The organism is Rhodanobacter terrae, from assembly GCF_042657005.1.
Taxonomy (GTDB): Bacteria; Pseudomonadota; Gammaproteobacteria; order Xanthomonadales; family Rhodanobacteraceae; genus Rhodanobacter; species Rhodanobacter terrae.
This window is the reverse complement of the sequence record NZ_JBHSNG010000008.1, coordinates 46,106-64,056: the sequence shown is the minus strand read 5'-3', so window position 1 is coordinate 64,056 and position 17,951 is coordinate 46,106. Positions and strand designations below refer to the sequence as shown.

11 protein-coding genes are annotated in these 17,951 nt (G+C 67.0%); 6 read left to right on the top strand and 5 right to left on the bottom strand.

Annotated features, from left to right (window positions below; translation table 11 throughout):
• The first annotated feature begins 38 nt into the window (after positions 1–38).
• The 4 genes from ACFPPB_RS09635 (at position 39) to pbpC (ending at position 10,717) form a co-directional block, all read left to right on the top strand.
• Entirely contained in the window at positions 39–2,063 is a 2,025-nt protein-coding gene (locus ACFPPB_RS09635) for a S1 family peptidase (protein ID WP_377326548.1), read from the top strand.
• Positions 2,064–2,256: 193 nt separating this feature from the next.
• The gene (locus tag ACFPPB_RS09630; RefSeq protein WP_377326620.1) at positions 2,257–3,090 is read left to right on the top strand and encodes an alpha/beta hydrolase; all 834 of its coding nucleotides are present in this window, start codon (positions 2,257–2,259) and stop codon (positions 3,088–3,090) included.
• Between the two features lie 80 nt (positions 3,091–3,170).
• Positions 3,171–8,189, top strand: coding sequence for an alpha-2-macroglobulin family protein (locus ACFPPB_RS09625; RefSeq protein WP_377326547.1), 5,019 nt, complete (start codon positions 3,171–3,173; stop codon positions 8,187–8,189).
• Positions 8,190–8,323: 134 nt separating this feature from the next.
• On the top strand, positions 8,324–10,717 hold the full coding sequence (gene pbpC / locus ACFPPB_RS09620) for a penicillin-binding protein 1C (RefSeq protein WP_377326546.1): 2,394 nt from the start codon (positions 8,324–8,326) through the stop codon (positions 10,715–10,717).
• Between the two features lie 168 nt (positions 10,718–10,885).
• Here pbpC and ACFPPB_RS09615 read toward each other — a convergent pair whose 3' ends face one another.
• On the bottom strand, positions 10,886–11,668 hold the full coding sequence (locus ACFPPB_RS09615; RefSeq protein ID WP_377326545.1) for an IclR family transcriptional regulator: 783 nt from the start codon (positions 11,666–11,668) through the stop codon (positions 10,886–10,888).
• A gap of 186 nt (positions 11,669–11,854) precedes the next feature.
• Between ACFPPB_RS09615 and fucP the strand changes: the two genes are divergently transcribed.
• Positions 11,855–13,159: an L-fucose:H+ symporter permease gene (fucP, locus tag ACFPPB_RS09610; protein WP_377326544.1), complete on the top strand. Its 1,305-nt coding sequence runs from the start codon at positions 11,855–11,857 to the stop codon at positions 13,157–13,159.
• Between the two features lies 1 nt (position 13,160).
• Positions 13,161–13,523: an L-rhamnose mutarotase gene (locus ACFPPB_RS09605; protein WP_377326543.1), complete on the top strand. Its 363-nt coding sequence runs from the start codon at positions 13,161–13,163 to the stop codon at positions 13,521–13,523.
• Positions 13,524–13,725: 202 nt separating this feature from the next.
• Here the strand turns inward: ACFPPB_RS09605 and ACFPPB_RS09600 are convergent, their stop codons facing one another.
• The 4 genes from ACFPPB_RS09600 to ACFPPB_RS09585 are packed head-to-tail and all read right to left on the bottom strand — an operon-like array spanning position 13,726 to position 17,871.
• Positions 13,726–14,865 (bottom strand): alpha-hydroxy acid oxidase, encoded by a 1,140-nt coding sequence (locus tag ACFPPB_RS09600; RefSeq protein ID WP_377326542.1) that lies wholly within the window; start codon positions 14,863–14,865, stop codon positions 13,726–13,728.
• Positions 14,866–14,869: 4 nt separating this feature from the next.
• On the bottom strand, positions 14,870–16,189 hold the full coding sequence (locus ACFPPB_RS09595; RefSeq protein ID WP_377326541.1) for an L-fuconate dehydratase: 1,320 nt from the start codon (positions 16,187–16,189) through the stop codon (positions 14,870–14,872).
• A gap of 58 nt (positions 16,190–16,247) precedes the next feature.
• Positions 16,248–17,111 (bottom strand): fumarylacetoacetate hydrolase family protein, encoded by an 864-nt coding sequence (locus ACFPPB_RS09590; RefSeq protein ID WP_377326540.1) that lies wholly within the window; start codon positions 17,109–17,111, stop codon positions 16,248–16,250.
• A 13-nt stretch (positions 17,112–17,124) separates the two neighbouring features.
• Positions 17,125–17,871: an SDR family oxidoreductase gene (locus ACFPPB_RS09585; protein WP_377326539.1), complete on the bottom strand. Its 747-nt coding sequence runs from the start codon at positions 17,869–17,871 to the stop codon at positions 17,125–17,127.
• Between the last annotated feature and the right edge of the window lie 80 nt (positions 17,872–17,951).

Here is a 17,951-nt window from a genome sequence, read left to right as displayed (position 1 = left end):
GAGGGAATCCGGCGGCGGCCTTCATGCGAAGGATTCTCATGCACGCTCTCGAAACGATTCCGCGCAAGGCCGGCACCATGCGCTCGGCTTTCCGCCGGCTGGCCTTGCTTGCCCTCGTCGGTCTGTACGGCGCCACCGCGCATGCCGCCAGCCTCGATCCGGCGGTGCTGCCGAAGATCCAGGCGGCCACGTTCGAGGTGGTGGCGGCCAAGCCGGTCAATGACCCGCTGACCTACGAGAAGCCGCTGCCGCTGGAGCTGCTGCCGTATCAGGAACGCAACGACAAGTACTATTCGATCGGCACCGCCTTCGCGCTGGGCGACAACCGCTACGTCACCGCGGCCCACGTGCTGCAGGTCGGTGTCGGCAGTCTGTGGGGCGCGCCCGCGCTGCGGGATGCCGGCGGCCATGTGTATCCCATAGACAAGATCGAGAAGTTTTCGCTGCAGCAGGATTTCGTGGTGTTTTCGCTGGCGGAGCAGCCGGCGGCGGCCACCGCGCTCGAGGTCAACGCGAAGCCGGCGTTGAACGAGGTGGTCTATGCGGTCGGCAACGCGCTGGGTACCGGCGTGGTGATCCGCGATGGCCTCTACACCTCCGACACCCCGGAGGAGCAGGACGGCCGCTGGAAATGGATGCGTTTCTCGGCGGCCGCTTCGCCCGGCAACAGCGGCGGCCCGCTGCTGGACAAGGACGGCAAGCTGATCGGCATCGTGCTGATGAAATCGGCGAACGAGAACCTCAACTATGCACTGCCGATCAGCGAGGTGCTGGCTGCGCCGGACGGTCAGGCCGTGATGGACTCCCGTGCCGCCTATCAGCTCGATATTTTCGATACGCTTCAGAACGGCACCTTCAAGGCGCAGTTCAAGCTGCCGCTCGGTCTTTCCGCGTTCTATCGCGAGTTCAAGAAACATTTCGACGCCTTCAGCGATCAGCAGATCAAGGCCTTGCTCGCGAAGGAGTCGGCCCACCTGTTTCCCAACGGCGAAGGCTCCGCGCGGCTGCTGTACCAGCAAACGCCACTCGACAATTTCCCCACGCTGATCGTGCGCGGCAGCAACGGGGAATGGGAACGTATGGGCAGGCAGGCACAGCACTTTGTGCTGGACGGCAACGGATACGTGGACGCCGGCGCCGTAGGGCACAACGGCCTGCTCCATCTGCGCCGGCCGGACGGTGTGGACGCGGCGAAGTTTTATGGCGACGCGACATTGCGCATGGATCTGCTGGCCCGAACCGGCATGTTCCAGCGCACGGTCGGCGGCGAAAAAATCAAGGTGACCTCGTTCGGCAAGCCGACCCTGCAGTCCGTGCACATCGACCGCTGGCAACGCCCCTGGCACGTCGAGGTCTGGCCGCTGCCCTACGCGAATGCGCTGATCGTGCAGTACTCGCTGCCGGTCCCGGATGGCTGCGTGATGCTGAGCCGGTTCGTGCCTGCCGCCAACGAGCACGACACGAAGCTGGACTTGGACGAATTGAGCAACTTCGTTTACGTCACATACGAAGGCAGCCTGGCGCAATGGAAGGCGTTCCTGGCCGAGCCGGCCTTGCAGCCGGCCGCGCTCAGGAACATCCACATCGACTTCGACTACGGCCGACGCTTCAGCTATGCGTCGCCGCGGGTGGCTTTTTCGTACACGCCCGAAGTGCAGGCGATCACGCCGGACAACCTGATGTTCCTCGGTTTCAGATTCTCCCTGGACGACGGTCGACCGGTCTGGGATGTGGCGGATATCGATGTCTGGAAAACCACGGCCTCCGACGATCACAACAACGTCAACGTCCAGCGTTTCGTCGCGCCGCCGTCAGGACTGGACGACGACATGACGAGCCGCTGGCAGAAATTGTCGGAGCGCCAATATCCCTACAACGCCGTGGCGCGCTACGAGGACAGCTTGATGAAGATCGACGCCGTGGTCGTGCCCGCTGCCGCTGGCGGCAAGTCGCCCACGGTGCTGTACACGGCGTTCTACGGCATCGAGGGAACGCATCCCCAGGCCGACATGAAGAGCAAGCTCGACGGGCTGACGAAAAACCTGAAAGTCATGGAGCACTGAGCGCCAGCATCGGCCAGGCGGCCCGGGCAGGAGCGGCCGGCACGTCGTGGCCTCGCATGAGCCGTCCGGTCGATGGCGTTGCCGGACAGATAGTGGCGGACACCGGAGGGGAAGCGCAGACGTGGAACAACACCGACAACCGGCGCAGCAGAAGAGTGGTGCAGACCGCGCGCGGGATACGGCATGGCTCGCCATGCCCGACGGCCAGCGCCTGTTCCTGCGCGACTGGCCGCTGCCGCAGGCACGTGGCGCGGTGCTGATCGTGCACGGGCTGGGTGAACACAGCGGCCGCTACCAATGGTTGGCGCAGTGGTTCAACCAGCGCGGCTATGCGGTGCGCGGTTACGACCAGCGCGGCCACGGGCGGACGCCGGGCCAGCGCGGGGCGCTGCGCCATCGCGACGATCTGCTGGAAGATCTGGCCAGTGTCTACAACGACTACAGCGGTGGGCTGCCCCACGCGCCGCTGCTGCTGGGCCACAGCATGGGCGGATTGGTCGCGCTGCGCGCCACGCTGGATGGCCGCATCGCGCCACCGGCCCTGCTGCTGTCGTCGCCGGCCCTGCGCAGCTGGGAATCGCCCCGGCTGATCAAGCTGGCGGGGATGCTGAGCCGTGTCGCGCCGAGTCTGCCGCTGCGCAACGGGCTGGATTCCGACAAGCTCTCGCACGATCCGCAAGTGGCGGCCGGTTATCGCAGCGACCCGCTGCGGCATGGCTGGGTCACGCCGCGGCTGGCCGATTTCATCTTCCGCGAAGGCGCGGGGTGCATTGCCGATGCCGCCAGCCTGGCGCAGCCGACGCTGCTGCTGGTCGCCGACAGCGACGAGCTGGTCGATCCGTCCGGCAGCCGTGCCTTCGCCCGGAAGGCCACGTCGACCGGCCAGCTGACCACACGCTTCTTCTCGACGCTTTATCACGAACTGTTCAACGAAGCCGAGCCCGGACGCAGCCAGGTCATGATGCAGCTGGCAGACTGGCTGGGCCGGCACGTGCACGATCGGGCCGTGGCGTCGCCCCATCAGTGAAATCCGCGCGCCCGATCGGCGCCACCAAGCCGCCATGAAATCCGGCAATACTGTTATGCAATCCTAGGGAGAGGGGTCACATGTCAGTTCAATCGTTCGAGTGCTTTTCGCGCCGTCTGCTGTCGAAAAGCGTGCTGTCGCGCGCGCTGTTTCCGTTGCTGCTCGGCCTGCTGCTGGCGGCCTGCAACCGCAGCCACGACGGCGGCAAACCCACATTGCAGGGCGTACCCGCCAGCAATGCCTCGGCGCAGTCTGCGGAGGCGGCCGGCAGGTCGGCCTTCGCGCTGGTATCGGCCAGTTCGGAAACGCAGGATTCACGCAGCGCGCTGACCTTGCAATTCAACGCGCCGCTGGCATCGGCGCAGACGTTCGACCAACAGATCGCGGTGACCGGGCCGAACGGCGAAGTGGTCAGCGGCAGCTGGAGCCTGAAGCCCGACGGCAAGACGCTGAGCTTTCCGTTCGTCAATGCCAACCAGCGTTACGCGGTGCAGCTGCATGCCGGCCTGCTGGCCGCGGATGGCCACACGCTGGGGCGCGAGCTGAAGCACGACGTGTACTCCGGCAATCTGCCGCCGGCGGTGGGTTTCGCCTCGCACGGCAGCGTGCTGCCGGCACGCGGCACGCGCGGGCTGCCGGTGGTGTCGATGAACGTGCACGACGCGGATGTGGAATTTTTCCGCGTGCACGATGACGCACTGTCGGATCTGTATTGCGCCTATCCCGCCAACAAGCATCGCGACAGCTACGAGCTCGATCACGAGATCAGCCCCTGGAACAACTGCGACAGCGGCACGCGCACGCGCCGTCCGATCACCGACATGGCCGACTCGGTCTACGCCAACCATTACACCCTGGGCGGCGCCGAGAACGAGCGTGCGGTGACCTACCTGCCGGTGCAGGACATCAGGCAGCTCGCCGAGCCCGGCGTGTACATGGCGGTGATCAAGCAGGGCGGCACGTTCAAGAGTTCGTACGACACCTCGGTGTTCTTCGTCAGCGACCTCGGGCTGCATCTTCGCGTGTATCGCGACAACGTGTTGCTGCACGTCGCCTCGCTGCGCGACGGTTCCCCGGTAAGCGGCGTGGCGGTGGAGATCGACGGCGCGGGCGGCAACAGCAAACTCAAGGCCACCACCGACGCCAGCGGCAATGCGCTGATCGCCTACAAGATCGACGCGACCGACGTGCTGATCGCGCGGCACGGCAAGGATGTCTCGGTGCTGCCGTTCAACCGGCCCGCGCTGGACGTTTCCAACTTCGATATCACCGGGCGCAAGCAGGCGCCGTTTGAGGTGTATGCGTGGTCCGGCCGCGACCTGTACCGGCCAGGCGAGACGCTGCGCGTGTCGGCGCTGCTGCGCGATTACGACGGCATGCCGATGAAACAGCAGTCGTTGTTCGTGCGGCTGAAGCAGCCGGACGGGCGCAGCCTGATCGACAAGCGGATGGAGCCGCGCGAGCTGAATTATTTCGATTTGAGCCAGGCGATTCCGGCCGATGCGCCGACCGGTCTGTGGCAGCTGGAATTCCGCCTCGATCCCGCTTCGAAGGAATCGGTGCAGGCCTTCCCGTTCCACGTCGAGGAGTTTCTGCCGGAGCGGCTGAAAGTCGATCTGTCCAGCCCGCAGGCACGCCTGATGCCGGACGAGCCGCTGAAGCTCAAGGTGGCTTCCAGCTATCTGTATGGCGCGCCGGCGGACGGCAACCGTTTCACCGCCAAGCTGCTGGTCGCGCCGGAAGTGCACCCGCTCGCCAACCTGCCGGATACGTTCTTCGGCGACCCGCTGATCGACCTGCCCAAGAGCGCCGACGATGCGGTCGATGCCAAGCTCGATGCACACGGCCAGCTGGAACAGGATGTCAGCCTGCCCGATGACGTCAAGCCGGTGGCACCGTTCGCGGTGAGCCTGTCCGGCAGCGTGTACGAAAGCGGCGGCCGCGCGGTCACCCGCGTATTGAAGCGGGTGTACTGGCCGGCGCCGGAGCTGGTCGGCGTGCGCCCGTTGTTCGATCCGAAACAAGGCTCCGAAAGCGAAGGCACGGCGAGTTTCGAAGTCTTGCGCGCGAACGTCGACGGCAAGCTGGTTGCCGGCTCGCATCTGAAAGTGCGGCTGCAGCGCGAGCTGCGCGATTTCTACTGGCTGTACGAACACGGCGACAACTGGAAATCCACCGCCAACCAGCAGCTCCAGTTGGTCGAGGAAAAAGATGTCGACGTCGCCGCCGGCCAGCGCGTCAAGCTCGACTTCCCGGTTCAATGGGGCGGCTACCAGCTGCAGGTGTACGACCCGCAGACCAAGCTGACCACCACCTTCCCGTTCTTCGCCGGCTACAGCTGGGACGACGAGAATCTCGGCAAGGAAGCGCGCCCCGACAAGGTCAAGCTGCAGCTGGACAAGGCGCGCTATCGCGCCGGCGACACCATGAAGGTCAGCGTGACGCCGCCGCATGACGGCCCCGGCGTGCTGCTGGTCGAATCGGATCATCTGCTCTACACCAAAAACATCAATGCCACCGCCGGCGCCACCTTCGACATCCCGGTGACCAGGGACTGGGAACGCCACGACGTCTATGTGGTGGCGCTGGTGTTCCGTGGCGGCGCGGCCGACGAACACACCACGCCGGCGCGCTCGATGGGCATCGAACACGTCAACATGGACCGCACCGACCGGCGCATCCCGCTGAAGCTGGACGCACCGGCGATGATGCGTCCGGGCAACCCGCTCAAGGTGACCGTGCAGGCCGACGGCCTGGCCGGCAAGCAGGCGTACGTCACGTTGTCGGCGGTCGACCAGGGTGTGCTCAACATCACCAACTACCCGGTGCCCGATGCGTGGGCTTGGCTGTTCGCCAAGCGCTCGCTGGCCACCGACGCGTACGACTTGTACAGCCGGCTGATCGAGGCGATGGACGGCACCGAGGCCAAGCTGCGCTACGGCGGCGACATGAGCGGCAAGGCGATGCCGCATGCCGCGCGGCTCAATCCGAAAGTGCAGATCGTGGACCTGTTCGCGGGGCCGGCCGCATTCGACGCCAGCGGCAAGGCCACGCTGCAGGTGGACGTGCCGGACTTCAACGGCAGCCTGCGCTTGTCCGCGCTGGCGTATACCGATGCGCGCTACGGCAACGCCGACGGCAACATCACCGTGCGCGCGCCGCTGGTGGTCGAGCCGAGCACGCCGCGGGTGATGGCCGCGGGCGACAAGGCGCGGATCAGTCTCGACCTGAAAAATCTTTCCGGCAAGAACGGCGTGGCCAAGGTCACGGTCAAGGGCGACGGCCTGATCGACATCGACAACGCGACGCAAAGCGTGGCGCTGAAGGACGGCGCCGGCAAGACGCTGAGCATGCCGGTCACCGCCGGCGCCGGTGCCGCGGTGGCGAAGGTCGACATCCATGCCGAACTCAACGATTACCAAGTCGACCGCCACTTTGAATTTGCCGTGCGGCCGGCGTGGCCGGAGCAGGTGAAAACCGTGCCGATGGCGATCGAGGGCGGCAAGCCGGTGCATCTGGATACCGCTGCGGCCGCCGGCCTGTTGCCGGCCACTGTGCGTGCCCAGCTCACCCTCAGCACGCTGCCGCCGTTGCCGTACAACTCGGCGCTGCGTGACCTGCTGAAGTATCCATACGGCTGCATCGAGCAGACCACCAGCAAGGGCTATGCCGCGCTGATTCTGGACGGCCAGACGGCCAAGGCGCTCGGCGTGCCGCCGACGGCCGACAACGTGCGCAAGGGCGCGGTGGACGGCGCACTGGCGCGGATCGCCTCGTTCCAGGCCAGCAACGGCCATTTCAGTTTCTGGGGCGGCACCAGCCCGATCGAGACGTTCATGACGCCGTACGTGGTCGACTTCATGCTCGACGCGCGCGACGCCGGCTTCGCGGTGCCGCAGGACGTGCTGCAGAAATCGCTGCAGCGGCTCAGCGACGATCTGCTCGCCGGCGGTCATGCGTACTACGACTATGAGCAGCACGATCACCTGCGGATCGCCGACGAGGCCTACTCCGGCTTCGTGCTGGCGCGGGTCGACCGCGCGCCGCTGGGCACGCTGAGGGCGATCTTCGACAACGACCGCAGCAAGCTGGTGGCACCGTTGCCGCTGGTGCACCTGGGCATCGCGCTGAAGTTGATGGGCGACAATGAGCGCGCGCAGAAGGCGATCGCCGAAGCCTTCGCGTGGAGCAAGGAGCGCCCATGGTATGTCGGCGACTACGGCTCGGATCTGCGCGATCTCGCGGTGATGGTCGCGCTGACCCACAGCTACGGCATGAGCAAGCCCGAGTACGACGCCAAGCTGATCGACTGGGCGCGCAACGCCAGCGTGCGCGAGCACGAGATGCAGCAGAAGATCCCGTACTACCACTGGTCGTGGTCGTATCTGAGCACGCAGGAGCAGGTGGCGATCGCCCGCGTCGCCCGCGCGTTCGATGCAGCCGCGGATGCGCCGCTGGCGGCATCGGTAAGCGCGGGCGGCAAGACCGAGCAGGCGCCGGCGGGCAAACGCATGTGGACCCGCGAGCTGAGCGTGGCCGAGCTCGCCGGCGGCGTCACCGTGCAACCCACCGGCGGCGCCACGGTGTTCGCCACGCTCGATGTGGCCGGCATTCCGCAGAAGGCGCCGGCAGCCGATCCAAGCCAGATCGACGTGCGGCGCAGTTACTTCACCACCGACGGCAAACCGTGGACCGGCGACACGCTCAAGGAAGGCGACACGCTGATCGTCGAGCTGAGCATCGAGGCGCGCATCAACATTCCCGACGCGATGGTCACCGATCTGTTGCCCGGCGGGCTCGAAGTGGAAAACCTCAACCTCGGCAGCGCCGGACAGTGGGAAGGCGTGGTGATCGATGGCATCAACCTCGCCCAGCACAGCGGCTCCGCCGACATCGTGCACGAGGAATACCGCGACGACCGCTATGCCGCTGCCCTGAAGCTGCAGCGCGGCGACGCGACCCACGTGTTCTACCTGGTGCGCGCGGTCACGCCCGGTGTCTACACCGTGCCGCCGCCGCTGGTGGAGGACATGTATCGCCCGGCCGTGCGCGGTATCGGCAAGCCGGTGCCCGCGCAGATCACCGTGGTCGAGCCCTGAGCCGCCCGCCCCGGTGGGAGCTCGCTAGCGGGCGATGCTCTCGCTCTGATGATTGGATAGGAAAAATCAAAACAAGAGCATCGCCCGCCAGCGGGCTCCTACACACACGCACAGAGGGGACTACGGCGTACAGCATGAGCAATACCGATCGACCGGCGCCGGTTTGGCCCAGAAGCGCCCGCGCGATGCGCTGGCTGCGTGTGCTGGGCGTCGTCCCGCCCGCACTGCTGTTGACCGCGTTGCTGCTCGATCGTCTGTTTCCGCTGCATCTGCCTGCGCCCGATACCGGCAGCACGGTGGTGCTGGCGCGTGACGGCACGCCGCTGCGCGCATTCGCCGACAGCGATGGCGTGTGGCGTTATCCGACCACCGCGAAGCGGGTTTCGCCGCTGTATCTCGCGGCGCTGCTGCACTACGAGGACCGCCGGTTCTACCGGCATCCCGGTGTCAATCCGTATGCGTTGATGCGCGGCCTCGCCGGCGGACTGCGGCACGGGCATATCGTGTCGGGCGGCTCGACCCTGACCATGCAGGTGGCGCAGATCATCGAGCCCGGCTCTGGCTGGTTGCGTCCGCACACGTTCGGCGGAAAGCTCGTGCAGATCTTCCGTGCGCTGCAGCTCGAGGCGCATCTGAGCAAGGCGCAAATCCTGGATCTGTATCTCAACCACGCACCCTTCGGAGGCCCGATCGAAGGTGTCGAGGCGGCTTCGTGGGCGTACCTGGGGAAACCGGCCAGCCAGCTCTCGCGCGCCGAAGCCGCGCTGCTGGCGGTGTTGCCGCAGTCGCCCAGCCGGCTGCGTCCGGATCGCCACCCCGAAGCCGCTCGCGCCGCTCGCGACAAGGTGCTCAAGCGCATGCGCGATCTTGGCGTGTGGAGCGCCGCACAGGTGCGCGACGCGGCGGTCGAGCCGGTGGTCGCGCGTTCGCTGCGCGCGCCGTTGTCCGCCGCGCTGTTGGCCGAGCGCCTGCACCAGCAACAGCCGCTGGCGCGGCGCCTCGTCAGCACCATCGATGCCGACCTGCAGCGCGCCGCGGAGGACAGGGTCACCGCGTACCTGTCGCGATTGCCCGCGCGCACTTCGGCGGCCGTACTGGTGGTCGACAACGCCACGCTGGAGGCGCGCATCTATGTCGGCACCGCCGAGTTCGCCGATCCGGTCAGACTGGGTCACGTCGACATGGTGCGCGCGCCGCGTTCGCCCGGCTCGACGCTGAAGCCGTTCCTGTACGGTCTCGCGCTGGACGACGGGCTGATCACTTCGCAGAGCCTGCTGGTCGACGCGCCGCAGGATTTCGGCGGCTACAAGCCAGGCAATTTCGACGAGGCGTTCAGCGGCCCGGTCAGTGCGGCCGAAGCGCTGCAGCGTTCGCTCAACGTGCCGGCGGTGGACGTGCTCGATCGGGTCGGCCCGGCCCGCTTCATGGCACGGCTGGCCAACGGCGGCATCGACCTGGGCCTGCCGGACGGTGCGAAGCCGAACCTCGCCATCATCCTCGGCGGCGCCGCCACGCGGCTGGAAAACCTGGTCGGCGCGTACACCGCGTTCGCCAACGGCGGCATCGCCGGCGCGCCGCGCTACACACAGCAGCAACCGGCGCAGCCACGCCGCCTGATGTCGCCGGGCGCGGCATGGATCATCCGCGACATCATGGCCAGCAATCCGGCCGACGTCGAAGGCGCGCCGCTGGCCGGCGCCATCAACCGCCACAATTCGGTGGCATGGAAGACCGGCACCAGCTACGGCTACCGCGACGCCTGGGCGCTCGGCGTCATCGACCGCTGGACCGTCGGCGTGTGGATCGGCCGTCCGGACGGCACGCCATCACCCGGCCAGTACGGCGCGGTGACTGCGCTGCCGCTGCTGTTCCAGATCGTCGACATGCTGCCGCAACGGGGCGGCCGACCGCATGCGGCGCAGCCGGCCAGCGTGCGCGCGGTCGACATCTGCTGGCCGCTCGGCGGCGCGGCCGACGCCACCGCGCCGGCACAGTGCCGTCAGCACCGCACGGCATGGGTACTCGACGGCGCGCTGCCGCCCACGTTCGCCGAGCGTGACCTGGGCGCGTGGACCGCCGGCCTGGTCACCTTGCGCGTCGACGGAAGGGGCGGGCGCCTCAGCGGTGCCTGCCACGCCAGCCACGAGCGCACGCTGCAGATCGCACGCTGGCCCGCACTCGCCACACCATGGCTGAGCGTGGACGACCGCGCCAGTTCGGCGCTGCCGCCACTCGCGCCGGGTTGTGCCGCCGACTCGCTCGACGTCGCCAGCCCGATCCGCATCGCCGGCCTCAGCAACGGCGCCAGCCTGCGTCGCGCACCGCACAGCGACCAGCCGCTACGCGTCACCCTGCAGGCGCTGGGCGCACAAGGCACCGTGCAATGGCTGCTCGACGGACGACTGCAAGGCACCAGCGAAAACGCGGCGCCGATGACACTGACGCTGGCGCAACCCGGCAAACATACGATAACCGCACTCACCCGCGCGGGCGCCTTCAGTTCACTGCAGTTCGATGTCGCCGGCTGAGCGACTTCGCATCGGCGAATCCGCGGCGTATCGGTGCGCGTGCCGCGGCGGTAGCCGCTCAGCGGAGCGGCGCAACATCTAAACGTGATTCATCGCCTGCGAGGATTGGGGACAGCCAGGAACTTCCGTGCCGATACCGCCGTTCCGTAACCGTCCGCGCGCCGCGTGCTACGCGGAGCCGGAGCGCGCAGGACTGCCGTATTGCAGCGCGTCCGAAATATCGGCCGCCGCCTGTTGCAGATATTTCCGCGCGGCCTCGATGCCGGTCGACGAAGAGCGGCGCTCGATGAAGGGCACCGTCAACGCGCACACGGCGTGGTCGTGTTCCAGGATCGGGGCGGAGAGATCGGTAACCCCGTCGACCTCGCTGCTGACGTTGCTGGCATAGCCGCGGCTGCGGATCAGCTGCACCTCTTTCAGCAGCTTGCGGCGATCCAGCTTGGGCTCGTACTCGGCCATCACGTCCAGCCAGCGCTCGCGGATTTCGTCGTTTTGCCAGGCGAGCAGCACATGGCCCGATGCCGATTGCGACAGCGGCCGGCGATGGCCGACCCGCACCACCAGGCCGACATCGCCGGGCGGATCGACCCGGGCGATGACCACGATCTGTTCGCGCGACGGCACTACCAGGTGGCAGGCCTGATCCACCTGGTCGGCCAGCCGGTGCATGATCGGCAAGGCCGTCTCCACCGCGCTCTTCACCGGCGGCTGTTCCATCCCCAGCCGGAACAGGCGCGGCGTGATCGAATAGCCGCTGTCGCCCTCGCCGCGGCTGATGTAGTCGCGCTCTTCCAGGACTTGCAGCATGCGAAAGATCTCGCCGCGCGAGCGGCCGACGCCTTCGGAAATCTCGCTGATGCTGATCGGTGCCGACGCCGCGGCCAGCAGCTCGATGATGTCCAGCCCCTTGTCGAGGGCGGGGGCGCGATACTTGGGAGTGGCTTTGGGCATGGGGTTCGCAGCGATGGGACGGGATCGAGTTTGCCGCAACGACGGCAGCGTGCGCCACGGCCTGCGGAGTGTACGCAGTGTCCGGCCGGCCGGAACAGGATGTTGCGCTGCACCTTGTTATGCCAATGAATAATAAGTTCATATTTGCACGAATACACCTTGCCAACGCCAAATCCGGAGCAAGACATGTCGCAGGCGACCACCGCCACTCTCGACGCGAGGCCCTCGGCCGCGGCATCCGCGCGGTTGCTGCCGTTGATCCTGGTCGTCAGCCTGTTCTTTCTCTGGGGTGTGGCGAACAACCTCAACGACGTGCTCATCGCGCAGTTCAAGAAGGCATTCACGCTTTCCGACCTCCAGGCCGGCCTGGTCCAGAGCGCGTTCTATCTCGGCTATTTCCTGGTGGCGATTCCGGCCGGCATCTTCATGCGGCGGTTCGGCTACAAGGGCGCCATCGTCTTCGGCCTGACGCTGTACGGCATCGGCGCGTTGCTGTTCTGGCCGGCGGCGGCCTCGGCGACGTACGGCATCTTTCTGTTCGCGCTGTTCGTGATCGCCAGCGGCCTGGCCTTCCTGGAAACCTCGGCCAACCCGCTGGTGACCTTGCTCGGTCCGGCGGAAACGGCGGCGGCCCGGCTCAACCTGGCGCAGGCCTTCAACCCGCTGGGCTCGATCTCCGGCGTGCTGATCGGCCAGCTCTTCATCTTTTCGGGGATCGAACACACGCCGGAACAGCAGGCGGCGATGAGTCTCGCGCAACGGCATGCTTATCTGTTGCAGGAGGCCGCTGCCGTGCAGTGGCCTTACCTGGTGATCGGCCTGGTGGTGATCGGCTGGGCCGTGATCATCCTGCTGACCCGTTTCCCCGATACCAGCGTCGCGCCGCAGGAGCACGCGGCTGCCCGTCACGGCACGCTGGGGCGGCTGCTGCGCAGCGGCCGCTTCATGGCGGCAGTGGCGGCGCAGTTCTTCTACGTCGGCGCGCAGGTGGGCGTCTGGAGCTACCTGATCCGCTACGTGCAGGCCACCGTGCCGGGTACTCCGGCGAGAAGCGCGGCCAACTTCCTCACCGCGTCGCTGGTGTGTTTCATGGTCGGCCGGTTCGCCGGCGCGGCGCTGATGAAATACCTGCAGCCGGCGCGCCTGCTCGCGACCTTCGCGACGATCAACATCGTTCTGGCGCTGGCGGCGGTGTTCGTGCCCGGCCAGGTCGGGATCTATGCGCTGGTGGCGTGCAGTTTCTTCATGTCGGTGATGTATCCCACCATCTTCGCGCTGGGCGTCGAAGGCCGTGACGATGCCGAACGCAAGTTCGGTTCCGCGGTGCTGGTGATGGCCATCATCGGTGGCGCCGTGCTGACCGCGGCGATGGGCGCGACCTCGGATGTCGCCGGCATCGCGCACGCGATGCTGGTGCCGGCCGGCTGTTTTGTCATGGTCTTGCTGTTCGCCAGCCGCCACTGGGCCGGCGCGCGGCCGATGGAGCACTGAAATGGCCCGGTTCTATTTCGCCCTCGACCTGCGCGACGACCCGCAAGCCATCGCCGAATACGAGCGCTGGCACAAGGCGACATCCATCTGGCCCGAAGTCGTCGCTTCGATACGCGCGGCCGGCATCGAGTCGATGGAGATCTTCCGCACCGGCAATCGCCTGGTCATGGCCATGGAAACCGGTGCGGGCTACGACGCGGCAAGCAAGGCGGCGGCCGACGCCGCCAACGAACGCGTGCAGGTCTGGGAGGCGCTGATGGATACCTTCCAGCAGCCGCTGCCATGGGCCGCGCCGGGACAGAAGTGGGTGCCGATGACGCGCATCTTCAACCTGGCCGAGTGTGGCGGTCGACCGGCGGACTGATCGCGACTCATTTGTGGGAGCGACTTCAGTCGCGAAGCGCACGCAGTGCGCTGCGCCGTCCAGTTGTGAATGAGCAGCTGCGCCGCGATACAGGCCGCTGCCGCGGCCATCGCGACTGAAGTCGCTCCCACAAGGAAGTTGTTGCGACAAAGGAGCCGCGGCATTTGTTGGGCCGCAGGACTTCGCTCCTTGGGGGAACCACTCAGCGCAGAAGAATATCCGGCGAGATGCAGCGCGCGTCGCGCTGCCCGGTCAGCGCCATCGTCACGCTCAATTCGCGACGGATGATCTCGATCGCCTGGGTCACGCCGGCCTCGCCCATGGCGCCCAGCCCATACAGAAACGCCTTGCCGATCAGGCCGGCGCGCGCGCCCAGGGCAAGCGCCTTGAGCAAGTCCTGCCCGCTGGTGATGCCGCTGTCGAACAGCACCTCGATCCGGCCGCCGACCGCGTCGACGATCTGCGGCAATACGTCGATCGTGGCGGGCGCGCCGTCGAGCTGGCGGCCGCCGTGGTTGGAAACCACGATGGCATCCACGCCGTGCTCGGCGGCCAGGCGCGCGTCCTCGGCATCCATGATGCCTTTGACGATCAGCTTGCCGGGCCATAGCTCGCGGATCCATGCCAGATCCTGCCAGCTCAGCGTCGGGTCGAACTGGTTGGCGATCCACTGCGCCAGCGTGGTCAGACTGTCGGCGCCGCCGATGCGGCCCTCCAGATTGCCGAACGAGCGGCTCGGCGCGCGCAGCACGTTCCATGCCCAGCGCGGCTTGCTGGCGATGTCGAAGAGATTGCGCAAGGTGATCTTCGGCGGCACCGCCAGGCCGTTCTTGATTTCGCGATGACGCTGTCCCTGCACGGTCAGGTCGGCGGTGAGCATCAGCGCCGAGCAGCCTGCCTCGCGCGCGCGACTGATCAGCTCGCGCGTAAAGCCGCGGTCGCGCATCACGTAGACCTGGAACCAGAACGGCGTGTCGGTGGCAGCGCGAACCTGCTCGATCGAGCAGATCGACATGGTGCTCAGGCAGAACGGAATGCCGGCACGCGCAGCGGCGCGCGCGCCATGGATTTCGCCGCTGCCGTGCTGCAGCCCGGTCAATCCGGTGGGTGCGATCGCCAGCGGCATGCTGACCGGCTGGCCCACGATCTCGGTCGCCAGCGAACGGTTGTCGACATCGATCATCACGCGCTGGCGCAGCCGGAGCCGCGCCAGCGCGGCCCGGTTCTCGTGCAGCGTGGACTCGTCGTACGAACCGCGGTCGGCATATTCGAAGAACGCCCGCGGCACACGCCGCCGTGCCAGCGCGCGCAGGTCCATGATGTTGGTGACGGGTTCGCTCATGTCGTCAGGCGCTTTCGGCCGCGGGAAGATCGCGCCATACGATACCGCCGGGAAAGGTGTATTCGGCGATCGAGCGCGCATGCATTTCCGCCGAGAAACCCGGCCGGGTCGGCGCCAGGTAGCGGCCCGCACGGATCGTTACCGGATCGATGAAATGCTCGTGCAGGTGATCGACGAATTCGATGGCGCGGTCCTCCTTCTTGCCGGTGATGGCGATGAAGTCCGCCATCGCCAGATGCTGCACCAGCTCGCACAGGCCGACTCCGCCGGCGTGAGGGAACACTTTCACGCCGAACTTCGCCGCCAGCAGCAGAATCGCCAGATTCTCGTTGACGCCGCCCACGCGGGCGGCGTCGATCTGCACCAGATCCACCGCCTGCGCCTGGAACAGCTGCTTGAACATCACCCGGTTGTGCGTGTGCTCGCCGGTGGAGACCGGAGTCGGTGCCACGCCGCGACGGATCGCCGCGTGGCCCAGCACGTCGTCGGGGCTGGTCGGCTCCTCGATCCAGGCGAGGCCGAACTCCTTCAACGGCCACAGCCAATCGATCGCCTGCTGCACGTCCCAGCGCTGGTTCGCATCGATCGCGACGGCGATATCCGGGCCGACCGCGGCGCGAACCAGGCGGCAACGCCGGATGTCGTCATCGAGGCTGAGGCCGACCTTGAGCTTGATCGTGCGAAAGCCTTCCTCGACGGCTTCGCGGGCGAGCCGCTGCAGCTTGTCGTCCGAATAGCCCAGCCATCCGGGCGACGTCGTATAGGCCGGATAGCCTTCGGCGAGCAGGCGCTCGATGCGCTCGGCCTTGCCCGGCTCGGCGGCGCGCAGGATCTGCAGCGCCTGGTCCGGGGTGAGCGCGTCGGTGAGATAGCGGAAATCGATCTGGGAAACGATTTGCTGCGGCGTCATGTCGGCGATGAATCGCCACAGCGGCTTGCCCGCATGGCGTGCCGCCATGTCCCAGGCAGCGTTGATGACCGCGCCGATGGCCATGTGCATCACGCCTTTTTCCGGTCCCAGCCAGCGCAGCTGCGAGTCGCCGGTGAGCCGCCGGGCAAAGCTGCCCAGATCGGCGATCATCGCCTCGACCGATTGCCCGACCACCATCGGAGCCAGCGCGGCCAATGCTGCAGTCTGGACGTCGTTGCCGCGGCCGATGGTGAACACCAGGCCATGGCCGCACAGCCCATCCGGGCTGTCGGTGCGCAGCACCACGTAGGCGGCCGAATAGTCCGGATCCGGATTCATCGCGTCCGATCCATCCAGCGCACGCGAGGTCGGAAAGCGGACATCGTGCGTTTCCAGCGCGGTAATTTTTACCATGGGTGTCCGGCCTCCAGAATGCCGGAAGGATTGGTGGCGAAAGAAAGGAGATACGCGTTCAGGAGCGGACTGCGTCGGCGGGATGGGCGACCACCTGCTGGCGTTGACGCCCCAGGCCCTCGATACCGAGCTCGACGACATCGCCGGCGCGCAGATACGTGGGCGGATGCTGGCCGAGGCCGACCCCGGCAGGCGTGCCCGAGCTGATCACGTCGCCCGGCAGCAAGGTCATGTAGCGGCTGATGTAGCTCACCAGGTGGGCCACCCCGAACGCCATCGTCCGGGTGTTGCCGTTCTGGTAGCGGTGGCCGTTGACCTCGAGCCACAGCGACAGCTTCTGCGGGTCGGGGATCTCGTCGGCGGTGACCAGCCACGGACCGATCGGGCCGAAGCTGTCGCAGCTCTTGCCCTTCACCCACTGGCCGCCGTGTTCGAGCTGGAACTCGCGTTCGGAGACATCGTTGATCACCGCATAACCGGCCACATGGGCCAGCGCCTCGTCGATGGAAACATCGCGTGCGACGTCGCCGATGACGATGCCGAGCTCGACCTCCCAGTCGGTCTTCACCGAGCCGCGGGGAATCATCAAGTCGTCGTTGGCGCCCACGATCGCGCTGGTGGCCTTCATGAAGAGTACCGGCTGTTCCGGCAGGGGCGTATTCGTTTCGGCGGCATGCTCGGCGTAGTTCAAACCCACGCAGAGCATCTTGCCGACCCGCGCGACCGGCGCACCGTAACGCGGCGTGCCGGGGACCAGCGGCAGCGTGGCGGGGTCGATCGCGGCCAGCCGGCACAGCCCGTCGCGGGTGAGGACGTCGGCGGTGATGTCGGCAACGATCGCGGAAAGGTCACGCAGCTGGCCGTCGGCGTCGAGGATGCCGGGCTTTTCCTGGCCGGGGTTGCCGTAGCGGGCGAGTTTCATGAGTGTGTTCCGGTCAGTTGGACCAGCCGCCATCCACGACGTGGATGGTGCCGGTGGTGAACGAGGCCTCGTCCGAAGCGAGGTACAACGCCAGCGCGGCGATTTCTTCCGGCCGGCCCAGCCGGCCCATCGGCTGGCGGTCGGTGAAGCTGCGCCACGCGGCCTCCTGATCGCCGCCGAGCGCGCGCACGCGCTGCTCCAGCGAAGGGGTTTTCACGGTGCCCGGACAGATCGCGTTGCAACGCACGCCGCGAGCCACGAAGTCGGCGGCGATCGACCGGGTCAGGCCGATGACCGCGGCCTTGGTCGCGCTGTAGGCGAAGCGGTTGGGCACGCCTTTGATGCTGGACGCCACCGAAGACATGTTGACGATGCTGCCGCCGCCGCGCTCGAGCATGCCTGGCAGTACCGCCTTGCAGAGGTGGAACATGCTGTCGACGTTGATCGAGAACGATCGCTTCCAGCTGGCTTCGTCGGTCTCCAGGATGGTGCCCGCATGCACGTAGCCGGCGCAGTTGAACAGCACGTCGATCGACCCCGCGGTGCCGACCAGCGCGGCGATGGCGGCGGGGTCGGTCACGTCCAGTACCTGGGTGGTGATCGACGGATGCTCCGCCGCCAGGCTGGCGAGCGCGTCTCCATCGATGTCGGTGGCCAGCACGCTCGCGCCGGCCTGGGCGAAGGCCAGGGCGGTAGCGCGGCCGATGCCGGCGCCCGCGGCCGTGAGCAGCGCGTGCTTGCCGGACAGCCGGCCGCTCATGCGAGAGCTCCGGCCGGCACGGCGGAGAAATGCGCGAGGAAGTGAGTGATGCGATGAGAAGTCATGGACAGGTCCTGCGG